This window comes from Gimesia chilikensis (assembly GCF_008329715.1).
Lineage (GTDB): Bacteria > Planctomycetota > Planctomycetia > Planctomycetales > Planctomycetaceae > Gimesia > Gimesia chilikensis.
The window spans coordinates 335,664-354,067 of record NZ_VTSR01000007.1 but is presented as its reverse complement, the minus strand read 5'-3'; the positions used below and the strand labels follow the sequence as shown (position 1 = coordinate 354,067).

The following is an 18,404-nucleotide window of genomic DNA, read 5'->3' as shown; positions in this document are numbered from 1 at the left end:
CAAAGCATGTTAGACCTGCAGACCATCATTCCACTCCTGGCGACCATCTTCGTCGCCAGCATAGCCGGCAGCGGACATTGTGTCGGCATGTGTGGACCATTGATGCTGCTGGCGACGAATCGCTCTTCAGAGACAGGCTCGCGTTCGTCCCTGATTTACGAAAGCTGCTATCATGGTGGCCGTCTGCTGGGATATGCACTACTGGGGTTCGTAGCAGGCAGCCTGGGCTGGCTGATGGAATCGGGCGGTCAACTGGCTGGTCTGCAACAGGCGGCGGCGCTGGTGACCGGTGCCGGCATGATACTGTTTGGCCTGTTTTCACTGGTGACCATCTACCGTACCGGAAATATTCCCCATTTTGGCACGGCGCGCGTGGGCCGGGTGTTTGCGAAGTTCGTTAAACGCGTGCATCAACTGCCACACGGATTGCGACCGCTTTCCATTGGCTTAATGACGGCCTGCCTCCCCTGTGGCTGGTTGTACGCGTTTCTGCTGCTGGCGGTCAGTGCCCGCACGCCACTACTCGGCGGACTGACGATGGTCGCCTTCTGGCTGGGAACCATTCCGGCGCTGTCGCTCGCCAGTCTGGCCAGTCGCTGGTTTCCACGAAAATGGAACACCCTGGGCAACACATTAATCGCCAGCCTGTTGATTATCAGTGGCATCTTCACGATGGGCGTGCGGGCGCAGGCTGACATGGGAGCGCTACACAAACAGCTGGAAGCGCCTTCTCAGACAGAACAATTAGAGCAGCTCAAGGAGCAGCCGCTCCCCTGTTGCCGACGAGGTGATTCCGATTAACAGCCCCCGTTCCCAACCTGAACGCACGCCGGTGATCGATGAGATCGACGGCAACGAAACAGCTCAGTCGAGCGGGCAGGGGATCTGCATTCACTGTGATCTGCCAATCCCCACATCGCGACAGCACAGCTCCGGACCGGAATTCTGCTGTGCGGGATGTGAAGTCGCCTATGCGATCCTGCAGGACATGGACCCGCGTCTGCTGGAGGAAATTGCGGAAGCCAAAACAGCGGGACCTTCGGAGCTGACCTACGAGGAGATGGACCACCCCCGGTTCCTGGAGCTTTACGCCCACCAATTGGATTCAGGTCTGAATCGCATCCGGCTGCACCTGGAAGGCATTCATTGTGCATCCTGCGTGTTCGTGATTGAAAAACTCCCCGAGTTCCTGCCTGGCGTGATCAATGCCCGCGTGAATCTCACCACTGCAACACTGGACTGTTTCTGGAATCCGGACGCCGTCGCGCTGTCCGAAATCGCCCGCACGCTGGATCGGCTCGGCTACCGTCCACACCCGGCTCAACCCAACGAAACCGAGCGACTCTATCGCCTGGAAAACCGGAAACACCTGATTCGTCTGGGGATCGCTGGTGCCTGTGCCGGGAATGTGATGCTGATCGCATTCGCCCTTTACGCTGGTATGTTTACCGGCATGTCAGCCGAACACTTGAATCTGTTTCGCTGGACGAGTGCCGGCCTGGCACTGGTTTCGATATTCTGGCCGGGGCAGATCTTTTTCAGAGGCGCTCTGCTCGCGCTCAAGACGCGCGTTCCGCATATTGATTTGCCGGTCGCTCTGGGCATCACCATCGGCGGGATCGCGGGGCTGGTGAATTCGATCCGGGGTAGTGGAGAGATCTATTTTGACTCGCTGACCGTGTTGATTTTTCTGCTGTTGGTTGGCCGCTATATTCAGTTCCGGCAACAACACCATGCGTTGAGCCAGCTCTCGCTCCTGAAAAACATCACGCCTCGCCATGCACGCCTCGTTACCGATACCGAGGTGCTGACAGTCCCCATTGAAGTCCTGCAGGCGGAAGACGAGGTAGAAGTTCGCGCTGGTGATGTGATTCCTGCGGACGGCGTCATTCTCTCCGGCGACTCTTCGGTAGATGAATCGATCCTGACCGGGGAGTCTCGTCCCCGCAGAGTGCTGACCGGCGGAGAGGTAACTGCGGGCACGCTCAACCTGACTTCCCCCTTGCGAATGCAGGTCCAGTCTGTAGGCGAACAGACTCGGATTGGACGCCTGATGAACCTGGTGGAACTGGGTGTCAGTTCCAAACTCCCACTGATCGAACTTGCCAACCGGATTGCCGGTGTGTTCGTGGTTACGGTCATCCTGTTGTCACTGCTTTGCCTGGGGCTGTGGTGGTCGAGCGGGGCGAAAGTAGCCGTTGCGAATGCGATCTCCCTGTTGATTGTCACCTGTCCTTGTGCCCTGGGACTGGCGACTCCACTCGCGCTGGCCGTCGCGCAGGGCAAAGCGGCGAAACGATCGATTCTGATCAATTCCGGAGACGCGGTCGAAAAACTGGCCCGGCCCGGGTTTCTGTGGCTGGATAAAACGGGGACGCTGACTACTGGTGAAATGCAGGTTCAGGTCTGGCAGGGAGATCAGAGCCGGTTCCGCGACATCGCTGCCCTGGAACAGCAGGTTGTCCATCCGATCGCGACGGCGATACAAGGCTACATTGAACAGCAGACCGGAGGTGCGTTGACAGATCTGCCGACTCCTGAGGAAACACAGGCGAGGCCGGGGAAGGGGATCAGCGGTACTGTGAACGGGCATCAGCTGCTGATTGGTACCGAGGCGTTAGTGACTTCGGAAGGTTGTCTCATTTCCCCAGCGTATCAGCAGAGTATTGCTGACTGTCGCAGCCAGGGACTGACAACCGTGTTGATTGCCGTCGATGGAGAACTGGAGGCGGTCTGTGGGATCGGCGACAGCTTGCGTCCCGATTCGCGTGCCACGCTGGATCACCTGAAGGCGGCCGGCTGGTCGATCGGGATTCTCTCGGGCGACCATGAGGAGATTGTGAATCCGATCGCCCGGCAGCTCGACATCGATCCTGAGTTCGTGCACGCGAGTGTTCTGCCGGAAGAGAAGCTGCAGATCATTCAGCAGTCCACGCCCCGGGGACTGACCGTCATGGTGGGTGATGGCGTCAACGACAGTGCCGCCCTGGCAGCCGCATCAGTGGGAATAGCAGTACATGGAGGAGCCGAAGCCAGCCTGCAGGTCGCTGACGTTTATCTCAATCGTCCCGGCTTGAGTCCGCTGCGGGAGTTGATCGATGGGGCCCGGATGACGAACCAGGTTATCATACGGAACCTCTTGATCTCGCTGGCCTATAATCTACTGGCTGCGGGACTTGCGCTGGGTGGGTTGATCAATCCGCTGATCGCGGCGGTGCTGATGCCCACCAGTTCGTTGACGGTGCTGGTTCTATCGTTCATGAACCGTTCTTTCCGGGAGACGCATGCATGAGCGTATTGTATATCGCACTCCCGGTTGCCATTCTGCTTGCCCTGGCGGCTGTCATCGCGTTTGTCTGGACGGTGTCGCGAGGTCAATACGATGACCTCGACACGCCGGCGCTCCGCATGCTGGAAGACGACGAGCGGCGCCGCCCGCGTCACAGGCCTGCTACCAAGAATGAAACATCACTTCGAGAAGAAGCGGATCACCCAGACGATTCCCGTCAGCAATAAGCTGAGCAGGATGCAGGTCGTCAACGGAAAATAGAAGCGCACGTTTTCCCGTTCAACCGCGATATCGCCGGGCAGTTTTCCGATCCAGGGCAGCGAGGGTCCGAGCAGCCAGAACAGACCAATGGCGGCGATGAAGAGTCCAGCTCCAATTAATATACACGCGGGGTGATTGCTCATGGTCTTACGGCACAAACAGAGTTTATCGGGTTTGTTTCCTCTAGTATAACAGAGGGGAGCGGCTCGCGGTCAAATGCTTTGCCTGCTGAAAGGGACTGTTGATATCAGCCCTGGGGAAGTTCTTCCTTCAGGAGTTCGACAACGCCGGTGTCGTCGTGATAGACGGCTCCAACGACTCCCAGCGAGCCGGCCTGGACGCGTTCGCGGATCTGGTCGCTGGAAGCCAGGATGGCTGCGACGGCCCGCAGGACATTCCGGTGACTGACCTGTGTGGTGGAGAGTGAATTCTGCTCCGGGGAATCTACTGGTGCTTTGCTGTCAGTCTCTTCCTGGATCGACTCTGATATCAGATTGACAACCTGGTTCAGGTGCTGGTGATTGCCTCTGTCTTCCGGGAGTCCAGGTTGCTGCTGTTCCAGCGAGGCCCGGATGGCACCACAGCGGGTGTGTCCCAGAACCAGTAGCAGCGGGGTGCCGGAGAGAATGCAGCCGTATTCGAGGTTATTGACGACTTCCGTATCAATCACGTTACCGGCGACCTGCACGCTGCAGACATTGTCGGGCCGCAGATCGAAGATGGACTCCACCGGCATATAGCAGTCGATACAACTCAGGATCGTCACGAAAGAGTTCTGAGCGTAGGGTTCTCCCGCTGAATTCTGTTGTGATTCTCCGCGGGTGAGTACACCGGCGCGGAATCGCTGATTGCCTTCCAGCAGCAGGCGCAAGACATCATCGGGAGTGAGCTGGCCACGGAGTTCCGTCTGGGAATAATCGATCGTCTGAATTTCGCCGGCCGGGTCGTAGCGTTCGCGGAATCCCTGCAGACTCACGCGAATGCCCCGCGCAGGGGCGGTGATGTTCTGGAAATCGCGTAAGAGGCTGAGGACGTCCGGGTCAATAAAGTCGGTCTTCCGACCATCGATGACCACGAAGCCGTCGCGAGGGACTTCGAGCAGGGCGCGTTCGATGGCGGCCCGGTTGAAGAAGCTGACCTGGTTCGCCAGTTCGATGCGTAACACATCGCCGCCGACATGCTTCTCGAGGACACGGTGCAGCGGGCAACGCATGTTGCTGTAGAGGATGAAGCTGATACTGGTCGCCAGCCCCAGCAGGATACCGGTGAGGATATCGGTCACCACGATGAAGCAGGCGGTGCAGGAGTAGGGGATGAACTGATAGCGACCGGCCTGGTACATCTGTCGGATCAGTGCCGGGCTGGCCAGCTTGTAGCCGGTGACCAGCAGAATTCCAGCCAGGCAGGCGAGCGGAATCAGGTTCAACACCTGGGGGATCAGCAGGAAACAGCCCAGCAACAGCCCGCCGTTCAGGATCGCTGAGAGTTTCGTCTGGCCGCCCGAGTTGATGTTCAACGAACTGCGGACGATGACCGATGTGACGGGGAGCCCGCCGGTCAGTCCCGCGGTGATATTGCCGACCCCCTGGGCGAACAGTTCCCGGCTGCGGGGGGAGTGCCGCTGCTGGGGATCGAGGCGGTCCACGGCTTCCAGGTTGAGCAGTGTCTCCAGCGAGGCGACAATCGCGATCGTGAGTGCCGCGATGTAGACCTTGCTGTCGGTGAGCAGCGAAAAGTCGGGGAAGACGAGGATCGCCCCGTATTCCGCGGGGTTGTTGAAGACCGGCACCTGGACCAGTTGCGGGTTCGGAATCCGCCAGGCGGCGCCCAGCCCACTGAACCAGAGCTGGCTGATGGCGACTCCCAGGACGACGGAGATCAGCGGACCGGGGATGGCGGACCGTTTGAGGACAGGAATGCGATCCCAGAGGATCAGCTGCAGCACTGAGAGGAGCCCAATCACAGTCGCGCCGGCGTGCCAGTCGAGGTCGGAGAGCGAGACCAGGCTCTGATAGAGTCCCAGGTTTTGTGGAGCAGCGCTCAGTGAACCGTTTGTCTGCAGACCGTCGTGACCGATCAGGTAAGGCAGCTGTTTGAGGATTAGCAGCAGGCCGATCCCGGTCAGCATCCCTTTCACGACGCCGGAGGGAATGAACATCGAGATGAAGCCGGCACGACAAAGGCCGGCGATCACCTGCAACAATCCTCCCAAGGCAACCGCCAGCAGAAAGGCTTCGAAGGAGCCGAGCAGGGCGATCTGTGTAGCGACGACCGCTGTCAGTCCCGCCGCCGGTCCACTGACGCTGGTCTGCGAATGACTCAGTGAGCCGACCACGATTCCGCCGATGATGCCCGAGATCAGTCCGGAAATCAGGGGTGCATTCGAGGCGAGGGCGATCCCCAGACAGAGGGGCAGGGCGGCGAGGAAAATCACCAGGCTGGCGGTCATATCGCGTCGCAGGCGATATCCCAGTGTAGCAGTCTCATACATGCGCGGCGCTATTCTGTGTTGGCGGTCATCAGAATTCAAAAGTGGCAAGGGGCATTGTACTCGATCCGCGGTGAGAGACCCAAGCCTGACGACGGGGAAAGCGGGACAGGATTGACTTATCAATCGCCGGTGATGGGTTCCGGGGCAGCGGTATCCTGACCGGCGCGGGACTTAAGCAGAAAGCACACGGACCTCGACACCGTCGATTTTGTCATCAACTTCGACCAGAACGATCCCCAGTTGATTGCTTTCCAGTCCTACATCGACGGACTCAAACAGATAGTTCGTAGCATTGAGGGCAATGGCGAGCTCCTGGAGTGGTTGATCCAACAGCTGCAGATCACCCAGATAGAGTTCATGAGGGCGAAAGACGGAGATCTCAATAATCCGATTCTGATCGTCGACTTTCAAGTGCACACGATTTTCACCGAATGCATAGATTTCAGCATCGTTGGGAAAGCGTCTGAACTTTTTGAAAGCTCCCGTGAGGATATCAAAATATTCAACTGGCTCACGGCCGAACTCGAATGGTCCGACGGACTCTCCTGGAACAATCTGCCACATTCCTTAACCCGCTTTCCACTCCTGAAAACTTCAACGGACAACAGAGTTTCAGTATAGCAGTGTGGATGTGGTTGCCCAAGCAGCCGTTCTGATTTTCAGCGGTCCGTGGTATCCTGACCGGCGTGCCACTCTTTATAGACGTGGCGTGATTCGGTTGGCAGTGCCTGCAGGAAGGGTTCGGGAATGCCGGACCAGCCGCCGTGAATGCCGATGCTGGTAAACGCGTTCGCGGTCGGCGTCGTTCCCACGCTGTGAGGTCCCTGGTCGGGGGAATAGCCCCAGAGCTTGTCGTCTGCATCGAAGGTAAACAGCCAGGGCTGTGTGCCGTCAATCTCCCAGCTGGCACTTGAGGCCTCGGGGGTGCCGGGATGGGCGGAGACGTCTAAGCTGATTCGATCCTGGCCTTCCAACTTACGGAGTGTCAGCACGGCGGTCCCCCCGGGTGCGGTATAGACGCCGGTCTCACGAATGAGCTGACCGGCGGCGACGCGGGGCGCCTTGTTCCGCGCGTACCAGACAAAGCCCAGCGCGATCAACACCGCCAGGATGGGGACGAGTGTGAGAAAGCGAATTCGTGGTTCGGGAGTTGGCTGGGTGGACATGAGGCTGGTCCTGTGGGTTTGAGTACGCTCGGTTCTGTGCATATTCTACTGTATGACTGCGAGAGGCGGGTTACCAGTTTGAAGTTATCATCCTGGCCATTTGAAACCATCAGGAAAGAGCTGATTTCAACTGGAAACTGCGATTGTATTATACACTTGCAAACATAATCACATTTGGACAGAATCTCTACTATATTTAAGGTAATACAGGGCCATTTACCGTGACTGTGAAGAATGTGTGAAACCGATTCTGCGGTGATGCGCCTTGAGTTATTACGCTCGCCAATAACCTGCTTTTCGATCTCGGGCTCAGTCGCACATGCATAACACAACCTTACCTCCCGCTCAGTCAGAACGTATCCCCCTCAAGGAAGCCCTGGAACAATCTGAAGAGCGATTACGCTTTTTTCATCATGAACTCAAACAGCAGCGAAGACGGCTTAAGGAACTCACCTCAAAAGTGAAATCGCTCCGACTGAAAACTTCGTACTTCAATTCCGCCCGCACCTATCGAGCCAGCCTGAAACAATTTCACATCTGGGAGCCCGGCGCATGGGTCGTCGTTCCCCCTGCACTGGGACTGGCGACGCTCATCCTGATTGATGTAATCACGGGGTTTCGACCCGTGAGTGTGGTGGTTGCCGTTCTGATGAATTTCATTTCTCTGGTGGGCCTCCTGTCGTTGTCGAAGTATCCCTCCGACGCTGAACTTCCGCAGTTCATGGAGCAGACGAAAAATGAGTTGGCTCAACTCTCCAGGAAAGTGACTCAGACGGAAACCCGCATCGGGGAGTTGCAACAGGGGCTGGAACAGGAACTGGTACTGAATGCGAATTTAGTCGCGCAAAATAAAGAACGGGAACGAATTTCCTCAGCCAGATATCAGTGCCAGCAGTTATTCAACGAGAACTGGCGTGCGATGCGTAGCGTTGAATTCGAGCAGTACCTGGAGCGTGTTTTTCAGCTGCTGGGTTACCAGACGCAGACTACCAATACCACAGGTGACCAGGGAGTCGACTTAATTGTTGAAAAAGCAGGCCGCAGAATTGCGGTGCAGGTCAAAGGCTACTTTCACAGTGTCAGCAACTCCGCAATCCAGCAGGCCTTCACTGGCATGCGGCATTACAACTGCCATGCCTGTGCCGTGGTTACAAACAGTAAATTCACGGCAAGTGCCATTGAGCTGGCTGAAAGCACGAACTGTGTATTGATCCACGAAGACAACTTTCGGGAGTTCGTGTTTGGGGAAATTGAATATGTGTGACGGGTCGCAGCGTCGATTCGTAATTTTCTATTGTGCCAGATACATTTTTTGCATCAATATCAGCAGCCTGCTAAAATACTACATAAACAATTGCATGGAATCTGGTTTCTTCATAACTCCATGAACTTCGATCAAATCGATAACCCCAAAGCAGCAGGTGAACTTCTCATGTACCGAATCTTATTCATTATAGTGTGCCTGCTTCCTGTCTCTGTCCAGGCAGAACCTCATACCATCATCCAGGTCTGCGGCAACCATTATGTTTCTCCTGGAGATTTCGCAGCCAACCTGAAAGCTCAGGACAACAGCATCATGCGGGAAAAAATCGACACGGAATACCGCATTTTCCTCGAAACAATTCGATCGGAACAACGGGCTCAGATTATGATCCTCAAAGATTTGATCAAACGACACCAACTCAAAGCCGTCTATGTTGAAGGCGTGACAGAAAAAAATGTAAATGAGTTCCTGCGACTCGTCCAGAGTGTGAAAAATGGGGCCGCGATCCAGCGTGTCTCGTCTGACTTCGTCGAACTGGGGGCTGCGGGCCGGCTGATCGTTTCAGGTGAACTGCAGACGCTTTTGCCTGCCGAGGAGTCCGCGGCCTATGAAGCCTCCAATCCAAAGAACTCTGGTGGACCGCTTGAGTTTGCTAAAAAGATTGAATTTGACAAGAATGCCAACGAAAGGCGAGAGGATGCGATCGTCGGGAACCTGTTGAAAGCAGAGGGAACGGCAGTCATTCTGCTGGGCAAGGATCATAATCTGCAGGACAATCTGAATCGTCTTGGGGCGTCCTGCAAATACATTAAGACTGGGAGAGTCGATGTGAAACAGTCTTCAAGTGTATTCAAACGGCGTCAAGATCTGCTTGTAAAATAGTCGTCGCGTGATTTGGTTGGTAGTGTCTGCAGGTAGGGTTCGGAAATGCCGGACCAACTGCACTGGATTGTTGACAACTTGAAACAGTAGTAGAATTGACTCGCAACGATCAAAAAAAGCAGATTTCTGTATAAAAGTAATTATCTGTCCTGCCAACTAACTAGAGTCTTAAAAATTGAATGAACCTGAATTCACGTTCTCAGAGCCCATTTTGATTGCGACGCCTGGCGGTCGATTCACCTGGTTGAAACGCGTCTTCATTACTTACATGTGGTGTCTCCTCGTGGTGCTGGTATTACAGGGGCTCACTAAAGTCCCTGCGAAACCTGCTTTCTTACACCCCATCATCATGACATGTATGATTGCGTACTCGATATTATGTCAATGTTTTCGACGAAAGATTGAAGTATCGAAGTACGAATCCATAGAACTTCATGTATTGCCCGGTGTGAACAACAAAGTTATCAATCTATCCACTGATTCGCCGATCATGATCCTGGATTCACCTGGAGGAGGCAATCTCAGGAAGATCCAGCTGCTAAGCATACATTATCGATTCATGATGTTCATCACTGAGGAAGAAGCGAAACGATTGGCGTCGTGGGCGGATGACAATTCTAAGATTGCAGCATACCGACGGCACGGTTCTGATGCATCAAGGATCGAAGGATAAGGAAAGACAAAGGGGGCAGGTCTCTTTTTTAAAAGTCCTACCCCCTTTTATTTTCAGGTTAATAACAAGTTTATGCGGCTACAAGAGACGCCCCTATGCACTCAAATTCAGCAACTCATTTCATTAGTGGCCACCTTAGCCTCACGGACGCTGAGTTCGATGAACACTACCGTCGCGCAATCGACGATGCATTGACTCGGGGCGATTCATTCGTTGTTGGTGATGCTCGCGGCGCAGACGCTCTCGCCCAGAACTACTTGTATGGAAAAACTGACAGCGTTACGGTCTATCACATGTTCACCGAGCCACGAAACAATGCTGGCTTCAAAACCATCGGCGGATTCGAAACTGACAGCGAACGTGATGCGCAGATGACTGCAGCCTCTGATGCTGACATTGCGTGGGTCCGCCCCGGTCGAAAAAAATCAGGTACGCAAAGGAATATTGACCGTCGAACTCAAGACTCGAAATCAAACGATTCAGACTGACCCAGCAGTCGCATTAAACACGATTTACACAGCAATAGAAGATAGACAAAAGGGCAGATCTCGAGATTAAGAGTCCTGACCCTTTTATTCTCCTGACCAAAGTCCTCTCATGATTCACCACCGAAGACGACTGCTCATCATCGTTCCACTGCTCGCCGCCGTCGCGTGTTTCCTCGGTTGGTACGCATACGCTGAATACCGCAAGGCCCAATTCCTGCGAGATCTGCATCTTGTCGGCTTCAGCACTTCAATGATCAGCATGCCACGCGAGGAACAAGGCAATGCCGCACATGATCGAGCGGAAGAACTCGACATCGATTTGTTCGCCGCATACAAAAGCAACCTTGAATCAGGCTTGCGTTTCCAACTGGCATGGATGCTTATCACCAATCAATCAACTGAATACTCCCAATTCGCGAGTCAAAACGTCGATTCTGTCCCGTGGCCCGAAGTGCGGATCTGGGTCTCGCGCCGAAATCAAGAATCATTGTCACCCGACTATCGCCAGAAACTGCTGGATCTTATCCTCGCGTCACCCACATCCGAAGCAAAACTCGTTGCGGCTCGTTGGTATCTCAAACAAGGCAAGATTGCCGAATCCGAAGATGCCTATCACGCGGCAATGACAAATGGTCTGTTTTGGGATGCGCTGGATGCGGCCGATCAACTCCTCGAATCAGAACGGTATCATAATGATGCGGTCAATCATCTGCTTTCGGTCGTCCGCGATTCAGAAGATTTCACCGGTCGGGCTGCTTACAGCCTTATAAATCTGTACGACGTCCGCGACGAATTAAATCCATTGGTCGACGGCTGCCGCAATGAACCCAAGGATGGCCCAAACCGAAAACGGCTTGTTGACAAATTGACGCAACTGGTCGAAAAAGATGTTGGCGATTCGAGGCCGAAAACGCACGCCCGCTAACCACGCCATGAATGGGAGCGGTCGATAACGCGGTTTTTGGAGAAAGACAAAGGGGTCTGGTCTCTTTATTAAGAGTCCTTACCCTTTTATTTTCACCCTCCCTGTCAGAAACTAAGTCAGAGTAGCAAAAAAGCCGTAACCCATTATTGAGTTACGGCTTTTGAAGTGCCCCCGCTAGGAATCGAACCTAGAACCTACTGATTAAGAGTCTTTTAACTCACAAATAACCAGAGGTTTTCCGAATGCCAAACATTGAGTATCAAGGTGTTTAGCGCTTTTGCGTAAACATTTGAACTTGAGTACAATACATTGCAAAAGGCATGCGGACGCCTGCTTTCGTGGTAGTTTGCGTAGTAGTCACCAAGTCGTGAGGCTTAAATATTGATGAACCGTCAACTTGTTACCTCTATGCTGTAAAGTCAATGTTAGAACAGGGTGCAATTCTTAATGGCTAATCAACAAGATCGAGACAATTATATAGGTCAAATTCAAACAATTGCGAATGACCTTAAGGATGTTGATGTATCTGCACTTGGAAGAAGGGATGATTTGTCTGAGTCGATTAATTTTGAGATAGCCGTTCCCACTCTTAAAAATATGTTTGATTTTGCTATACCATTTTTCGACGCAGATGTATCACGAATATGTGCAGACAATCTAAAACATATTTTTGAGGCGCTTAATGATTTGAATAGTTATGTGATTACCATACAGAACTATCAAATCGACGGCGAGAAACCCAAGGAAAGATGTGAAACGATCATAAATGATATCTTGAATTTTTATGACGTGTTAATGAAAAAGCTCTCTTACCCATTATTGATAATATCTTCACAACCCCTTGAACGAGACAAGGAACTTGAAGCGGCAAAGGCAGCAAGGGTTGAAGCAGAGAGTACTGTTTCAGAAATCCAAGGCATACTAGTGGAGGTTAAAGAACTGTCTGCATCTGCTGGCGTTTCTGCAAATGCTAAAGTATTCAAAAGTCAATCAGACTTGCATAGAAACCTTTCTTATGCTTGGTTCGCTGCAACTGCCTTAGTTTTTGGAGGAACCCTTTTATTTGCGGTAATCAACTACCTATCGATCGAAAAGTATAATCCCAAAACACCCGGAGAAGCTATTCATTATATTTCTGCAAAGTTAATAATGCTCTCGATTATGATGTTTGCTCTTGCCTGGTGCTCTAAAAATCATAAGTCTCATAAACACAACCAGACATTAAATAAACACAGAGCCAGCGCCTTAGATACATTTCAGACTTTTTATAACGGTAGTTCTGACGTAGAGGTCAAAGATACCATTTTGCTACAAGCAGCTAATACGGCTTTTGCAAATCGGTCGACTGGCTATGAAAGTACGCCTGAGACAGACAACAAATCAAATTCTCAATTCATCGAGATCGTGGGCAAATCTGTGCCACAAGTACTAAAATCCGGCCAGCATACTTCAAGCTAATGTATCTGACGCTTGACCGACACTCCGCGAATCAATGTAACACGTGTCAAGTAATGACGCAGTTTTTACTGAATTTTAGAGACGCTTTCCGGGTGCGGGTAGCTCCCGCCGGTTGTCTCTGCTGTGGTACACATTTCATCCGCCACGGCAGCGACAGCCAGCCCGGTGTTTAAAGGATGAAACGCCATGAAGAAAAAAGCAAATAGGAAGGTGAGCAATTGTGATCCTTCTATTGAGATTAGCCCACCAATACAAATCACAAATATTCCACAGCCCAAGGAAGCCGAAATCAAGGAAGCTTCTATTAAACTCAATCAACTGATTGAGACATCTTTGATAATCGTCGATAAGAAGCGATCGAATAAAAAAATGAGGCCATTCAGGGATAAAATTTTACAGGCTGAAATAGAAGCAATTGATCAAAAGGTCGAGGACGAAACCAGGAAAGATGCGCTCGATGTAGTCTCAGTCCTAATGAAATGCCTTCATGAATTTGCCAATGTGTCAGATATTTGCATATTAGATATTAACCCGCAATCACTAGAAGAACTGTCGCTCCTATCACTTCGCAAGCCGTTGCGATTGATTGGAACCAGTGCTCACCATGCTGCAGCTTTATTTCTCCAGCAATGTTTAGCTAATGATTTTATGAATCATTATCCTGAAGTCTTGGATAAATGGGTTGTAATTCGCAACAGCATAGATCCTCAGCTATTGCTGGCTCGCATTGATTGGGAGCGAATGAAGCGATTTAAAATAACAGTTTCTGGTCATGCTGAGCCTGATAAATGGATAACGAATCGTCAGATACGAGAAGAAATCACTCGGTATAAACATAAGCTCGACCATGTGGAAGAAAAGGATTTGATCGACAGAGCAACGGTGCAACGTAGATTGAACAAGTTCAAACCCAAACCGAAACCAGATTTCTTGGGTGACAACAACGTTCATATTTGGAAACTCAAAACAATCAAGCCATGTTTGGAGAGTGTTGCAAAAGAAGTTCCACCTGAAAGGTGGGACGAAATAGCGCTCGGCGTTGCGCCTGGCGTTGCGTAGGCGTTGCATTTTTTAATACGCGTTGAATCTACATCATTGAAAGCTACCAACTCCATTTTAGCCGTTAATATAGACTCCGTAAGGCAATCAAATACGGTGCGATTGTCATTCACACAGCAAAGTGAAATGGAGTTTATCAGATGGCACATGCGACAGGGCAGAGTACTTTGATACTCAGAACGGTTTTCCTTTGGGGATTGGGAAGGATTTGTATTGCGTCCCCGGACGACAAGTTGTCTACAGAGCGGAGGGGATCACAACATGCCTGAGACTCTCAAATCTATTGCAGAATTTATAGTAAAGTACTGTCGTCGTTCCTTTGAAGCCCCGATCCTGTATACGCGATCCATTCTGGCGGGGGTTCTATCTCTCGCTGAAATACTTCTGGAACACACAAATCTGAAGTTCATTCCAGATATCAGGCGGGTTAAGGAGGCAAATCTTTCGATCATCGAAGCGAATGCTCGGAAGAAGATCGCCGAAGCAGTTGACAGGGAAGTAGGTATAAAGATAACCCGGTCCAAAGCAGAAGCGATTCGTATGGATGCGGAATCTCGTCGAATCGCCACAGTTACTGAAGCCTGGACAAAGCTATTTTCAGCTTTGTCACAAGTCCGGTCGAGAGAAGATTAGTTTTCGCGGACGAGAAATGATATCTCATTCCTTTAACAAACAAAAAAGCCGTAACCCATTATTGAGTTACGGCTTTTGAAGTGCCCCCGCTAGGAATCGAACCTAGAACCTACTGATTAAGAGAGAGTGTGTTTTTTCGTTTTCTAACCAGAAAACAGCTATTCTCGTATCCTCCGAGGACTAAAATAAGCTAAAAAAGGATACAAACTGAGGATACAGTGTCTTCTGGTTTCTGCTTCATTCTCTCTATTCAATAGGTTTATTCATGGCAACCCAAACGGCCACCAATTGGGCACAACGCCAAAAAGTAAAGGGTATCAAACTGGAGTTGCAAGCATACCCTGCCCGTAACTGCTGGAAAAAAAGACACAATCACAAAGTCTATTACTTGAGACATCCCATCAACAAAGCAGGATATCAAGCTGCATTACTTGAGTGGGCACAGACCAAAGCTCAGATTGACTACGATAGACCAAACGCGGCAACTTACCACCATCATAAAGAGCTGTTTGCCGATGTGCAGGCTTGGTTTGATACTCACGGGGCAGACAGCATTACTGACCGAAAAATTGCTGCTCAGGTCGATAAGTTTTTGCTCTGGATTGATGAGCAATTGAAGGAGCCTGAGCTGTGTGAGAGCCTGCCCTTCATGACTTTCACCCGCAGTACCAAAAACAAAGAATTCTATTCTGAATTTGTTAAGACTGACTCAGGGTATACTCTATTTGGTTCCCAGCAATACGAACTGCCGGACATATGGCAGGAAAGACTCAACAGAGCACAAATTGTTGCAGACTCGAAACGATTGCCTCAAACTGTTGGTTATTGGTCGGAGGATTTTTTGAGGCTCAAAAGTGCAAAAGCACAATCAGAACAACTCAGAATAAAAACTCTAATGGATGCTCGCGAGAAACTCGCCAAATTTCGCAATTGGATTGGCAACGATTCTTTAGTTGTTGATATTACAACAGAGACAATAAAAAACTTTTATGTGCATTTGCTACAACAGCCTTTCAACAACAAAGGCAATTATTTTAATTATGCAAAAAGTTTTATTCGCTATTGCTGGAGGGAGGACGCATGCAAATTAGAAAGTCTACCCAAAAACATAGACGATAGAAATTTGAGTTTTCGTGCTGCTCAGAACAAGAAAAAGAAACATGAAATCAAACGTGACAAGTTGTGGACAAAAGCAGATTTCATAAAGATATTTGATAAAGAGAAACCTCTGCCACAGCGGTATCAGTGTTATTTGATGTTGATGCTAAATTGTGGTTTTACTCAGGTTGACCTTGAGTATTTAACACCTGATGAAGTTGATTTAGATGCTGGTAGGATTATAAGAATCAGAACCAAGGCTGAAAACTATGACAATCCACCGATTGTCAATTATAAGCTCTGGCCCAAAACCCTCGAACTACTAAAAAAAGAAATGAAACGTTGTAAACGTCCAGACAGGGCACTTACTGGATTTCGACAATATCGAATCATCAATGAAAGTATTCAGGTAAATGAGAATGGCGAGTCAGTTGTTAAACGAAATGACAATCTATCCCGCAATTGGCAAGATATACGTAAGGAATACGGTTTTGATGGTAAACTCTTGAAATATGTCAGAAAGACAGGCAGCACAAACATCAGTATGAAATATTCCGAACGTCTGGAGCAAATGTATTTAGGACAAACTCATGTAACAGTGTCTGATAAGCATTACAATATTGTTGAGGGTGAGATTCACCCGCTGCTCGATGAAGCTGTTGCTTGGTTGGGGAAACAGTATGGATTCTAAAGCACAATATTCAGATTCGATTTCGCTTTCTTCTTAGGCTGTTAATTCTTATACGAAAGACCCTTTCCCCAAAGTATTGCCTGTACGACACCACCGAAGGGATTCGAGATCAACTTCATAAGCTACATTAAAAATAGGGATTTCTGAAATCTGTAATAACCTTATCGGCCATTCTATTATGTCTAATCGGCCACCTTATCGACCCTCTCGGAATCAAGAGATACAGGTTCTATGGGGTATATTTCTCATAAATCAGCATTGTTGATCAGACAAATGGCTTTCATTTGTCAGTATTACAAGTTCCGACAAAGTGGATGTCCAGATTCCAGATTTCCAATTATTCACTTTCTGGAAATGTAAAGACTATCTCTTAGGGCACCACCTTCATTTCCATTCATGCACGCTAATGAAGAGGTCCCAGAAACGGTCAGATACTGCTCATCGAACAGGTCAAAACACTTTGCACAATTGTAATTGAAGGGCTTGAGAACCTGTTTGACACAAAGTAAAAGAAAAAGCAGAATGAATGAACCAAACATGAGGCAGACACGTTAAAAGCCTCTGTGAGTCAATCTGATTCACAGAGGCTTTCTTAAAATAGACAAAGAAAAATGCCATGAAATATAAACTTTCAACAATTGAGGTTAGTCCTGAATCACCATTTGATAACGATGCATTAAATCGGCAACCATCAGCAGAAGCAATTTTGTCACTTATCAATCAATTAGACGCACCATTTGTGTTAGGTATAGATTCACCTTGGGGAACAGGAAAAACAACCTTTGTCAAAATGTTAAAGTCTGTCTTTGAGAAAGACGGATTTCGTTGTCTCTATTTCAATGCATGGGAAACAGATTTTTCTGATGATCCTTTGATTTCATTTGTTGGCGAATTCAAGAATTTAATCCTATCTGTGGAATCACAAGACACTAATCCCACTTACAATAAAGTCAAACGAATCACATCTACCCTCGTCAAAAGAGGAGTTCCATTAGTAGCAAGAATTGCCACGCATGGACTCTTAGATTTGGATTCAGGAGCAGAAAAGGCACTCGCAGATACTGCTTCTGAATCAGCAGTAAATCTAGTTGATGCTTATCTTGAAGAGAAAGAATTGCTGCAACAGTTTCGCTCAGATTTACTGGACTTCGTATCTCAGAAAGATGATGAGCAAAAAGAAACCATCGTAATCTTTGTTGATGAGTTAGATCGTTGCAGGCCGACATATGCGATTGAATTGTTAGAAAGAATCAAACACTTATTTAATATTGAAAAGATTGTATTTGTTCTTTCTTTAGATAAATCACAGCTAGGAATAAGTTTGGGAGCAGTCTACGGTCAGGGCATGAATTCTGATGAATATCTAAGGCGATTCATCGATTTAGAATTTTCATTACCGCTAATACAGCCTAATGTTTTCACAAAGCATTTAGTTGAAAAGTTCAACTTCAAAAAGACACTTAAAAACAATTCAGAAGTAAGACGAGTCATAGAAGTTTTTACGACCTTATCGGACTTGTTCAACTTAACTTTAAGAACGAGAGAACAATGTTTTACACGTATGGCAGTTTCTTTTTCACTTAAAAAAGAGAAGGATGATTTTGCAGGTCCAATAATCGCACTACTCACGATTATTAAGGTCGGCAATTTGGAATGGTATAATAGTTATCTTTCTGGAAACATGACTGCTCGAAATTTATTCGAAAAGCTACAAGAAATTGACTCTCAGAATGAGCTAAGATTCAGCTCTATAGGTGCATATATTTTTGCCATTTTGAGCTATACTAAAAACCCAAAACGTTCAACGCTTAGTAATGATTACACACAATACAAACACAAAATAAGTAACAAAACGAATGAAGAAATAAAGAACTCATCTGAATCAGAATTTGCGAAGTCCTTTATTAATGCATATGATGGATTACGAAACTCAACAAGGAATTGGAATCTAAATGATATCAGAGGAAGAATTGAATTAGCTTCTCGGTTCAATTAAAAGTCTAGCTGAATACCAATGATATTCTTC

General features: G+C 49.2%; 16 protein-coding genes. 12 read left to right on the top strand and 4 right to left on the bottom strand.

Going from position 1 to position 18,404, the window contains the following annotated elements:
- The first annotated feature begins 6 nt into the window (after window positions 1-6).
- From FYZ48_RS11175 to ccoS, 3 genes are read left to right on the top strand one after another with little or no spacing between them, the layout of a single operon-like run.
- Window positions 7-801 (top strand): sulfite exporter TauE/SafE family protein, encoded by a 795-nt coding sequence (locus FYZ48_RS11175; protein ID WP_149340345.1) that lies wholly within the window; start codon window positions 7-9, stop codon window positions 799-801.
- Window positions 788-3,292 (top strand): heavy metal translocating P-type ATPase, encoded by a 2,505-nt coding sequence (locus FYZ48_RS11170; protein ID WP_149340343.1) that lies wholly within the window; start codon window positions 788-790, stop codon window positions 3,290-3,292. The genes FYZ48_RS11175 and FYZ48_RS11170 overlap by 14 nt, the downstream gene beginning before the upstream one ends.
- Window positions 3,289-3,516 (top strand): cbb3-type cytochrome oxidase assembly protein CcoS, encoded by a 228-nt coding sequence (gene ccoS, locus FYZ48_RS11165; protein ID WP_149340341.1) that lies wholly within the window; start codon window positions 3,289-3,291, stop codon window positions 3,514-3,516. Before FYZ48_RS11170 ends, ccoS begins: the two co-directional genes overlap by 4 nt.
- On the opposite strand, the gene FYZ48_RS11160 is transcribed toward ccoS, so the two are convergent.
- From FYZ48_RS11160 to FYZ48_RS11145, 4 genes are all read right to left on the bottom strand, one after another.
- A complete protein-coding gene (locus FYZ48_RS11160) occupies window positions 3,469-3,693 on the bottom strand; it encodes a DUF2905 domain-containing protein (protein WP_149340339.1) in 225 nt (74 codons plus the stop codon). The two genes, ccoS and FYZ48_RS11160, sit on opposite strands and share 48 nt — an antisense overlap.
- A 104-nt stretch (window positions 3,694-3,797) precedes the next feature.
- Window positions 3,798-6,041, bottom strand: a complete 2,244-nt coding sequence (locus tag FYZ48_RS11155; protein ID WP_149340337.1) for a bifunctional SulP family inorganic anion transporter/carbonic anhydrase — start codon at window positions 6,039-6,041, stop codon at window positions 3,798-3,800.
- Between the two features lie 171 nt (window positions 6,042-6,212).
- Window positions 6,213-6,605, bottom strand: a complete 393-nt coding sequence (locus FYZ48_RS11150) for a hypothetical protein (RefSeq protein WP_149340335.1) — start codon at window positions 6,603-6,605, stop codon at window positions 6,213-6,215.
- 95 nt (window positions 6,606-6,700) lie between these two features.
- Window positions 6,701-7,207 (bottom strand): hypothetical protein, encoded by a 507-nt coding sequence (locus FYZ48_RS11145; RefSeq protein WP_149340333.1) that lies wholly within the window; start codon window positions 7,205-7,207, stop codon window positions 6,701-6,703.
- A gap of 319 nt (window positions 7,208-7,526) precedes the next feature.
- On the opposite strand from FYZ48_RS11145, the gene FYZ48_RS11140 reads away from it, so the two are divergent.
- From FYZ48_RS11140 to FYZ48_RS11100, 9 genes are all read left to right on the top strand, one after another.
- On the top strand, window positions 7,527-8,471 hold the full coding sequence (locus FYZ48_RS11140) for a restriction endonuclease (RefSeq protein WP_149340331.1): 945 nt from the start codon (window positions 7,527-7,529) through the stop codon (window positions 8,469-8,471).
- A 168-nt stretch (window positions 8,472-8,639) separates the two neighbouring features.
- Window positions 8,640-9,353 carry a hypothetical protein gene (locus FYZ48_RS11135; protein ID WP_149340329.1) on the top strand — a complete coding sequence of 238 codons (714 nt, stop codon included), beginning with the start codon at window positions 8,640-8,642 and terminating at the stop codon, window positions 9,351-9,353.
- Between the two features lie 768 nt (window positions 9,354-10,121).
- Window positions 10,122-10,514 (top strand): hypothetical protein, encoded by a 393-nt coding sequence (locus tag FYZ48_RS11130; protein WP_149340327.1) that lies wholly within the window; start codon window positions 10,122-10,124, stop codon window positions 10,512-10,514.
- Between the two features lie 109 nt (window positions 10,515-10,623).
- Entirely contained in the window at window positions 10,624-11,439 is an 816-nt protein-coding gene (locus FYZ48_RS11125; RefSeq protein ID WP_149340325.1) for a hypothetical protein, read from the top strand.
- A gap of 447 nt (window positions 11,440-11,886) precedes the next feature.
- Entirely contained in the window at window positions 11,887-12,897 is a 1,011-nt protein-coding gene (locus tag FYZ48_RS11120; RefSeq protein WP_149340323.1) for a hypothetical protein, read from the top strand.
- Window positions 12,898-13,083: 186 nt separating this feature from the next.
- Complete coding sequence (locus tag FYZ48_RS11115; protein WP_149340321.1) at window positions 13,084-13,956, top strand: hypothetical protein; 873 nt, start codon at window positions 13,084-13,086, stop codon at window positions 13,954-13,956.
- 261 nt (window positions 13,957-14,217) lie between these two features.
- On the top strand, window positions 14,218-14,589 hold the full coding sequence (locus FYZ48_RS11110) for a hypothetical protein (RefSeq protein WP_149340318.1): 372 nt from the start codon (window positions 14,218-14,220) through the stop codon (window positions 14,587-14,589).
- A gap of 265 nt (window positions 14,590-14,854) precedes the next feature.
- Window positions 14,855-16,378, top strand: coding sequence for a hypothetical protein (locus FYZ48_RS11105; protein WP_149340316.1), 1,524 nt, complete (start codon window positions 14,855-14,857; stop codon window positions 16,376-16,378).
- A 616-nt stretch (window positions 16,379-16,994) separates the two neighbouring features.
- Window positions 16,995-18,374, top strand: coding sequence for a KAP family P-loop NTPase fold protein (locus tag FYZ48_RS11100; protein ID WP_149340314.1), 1,380 nt, complete (start codon window positions 16,995-16,997; stop codon window positions 18,372-18,374).
- Window positions 18,375-18,404: the final 30 nt, after the last annotated feature.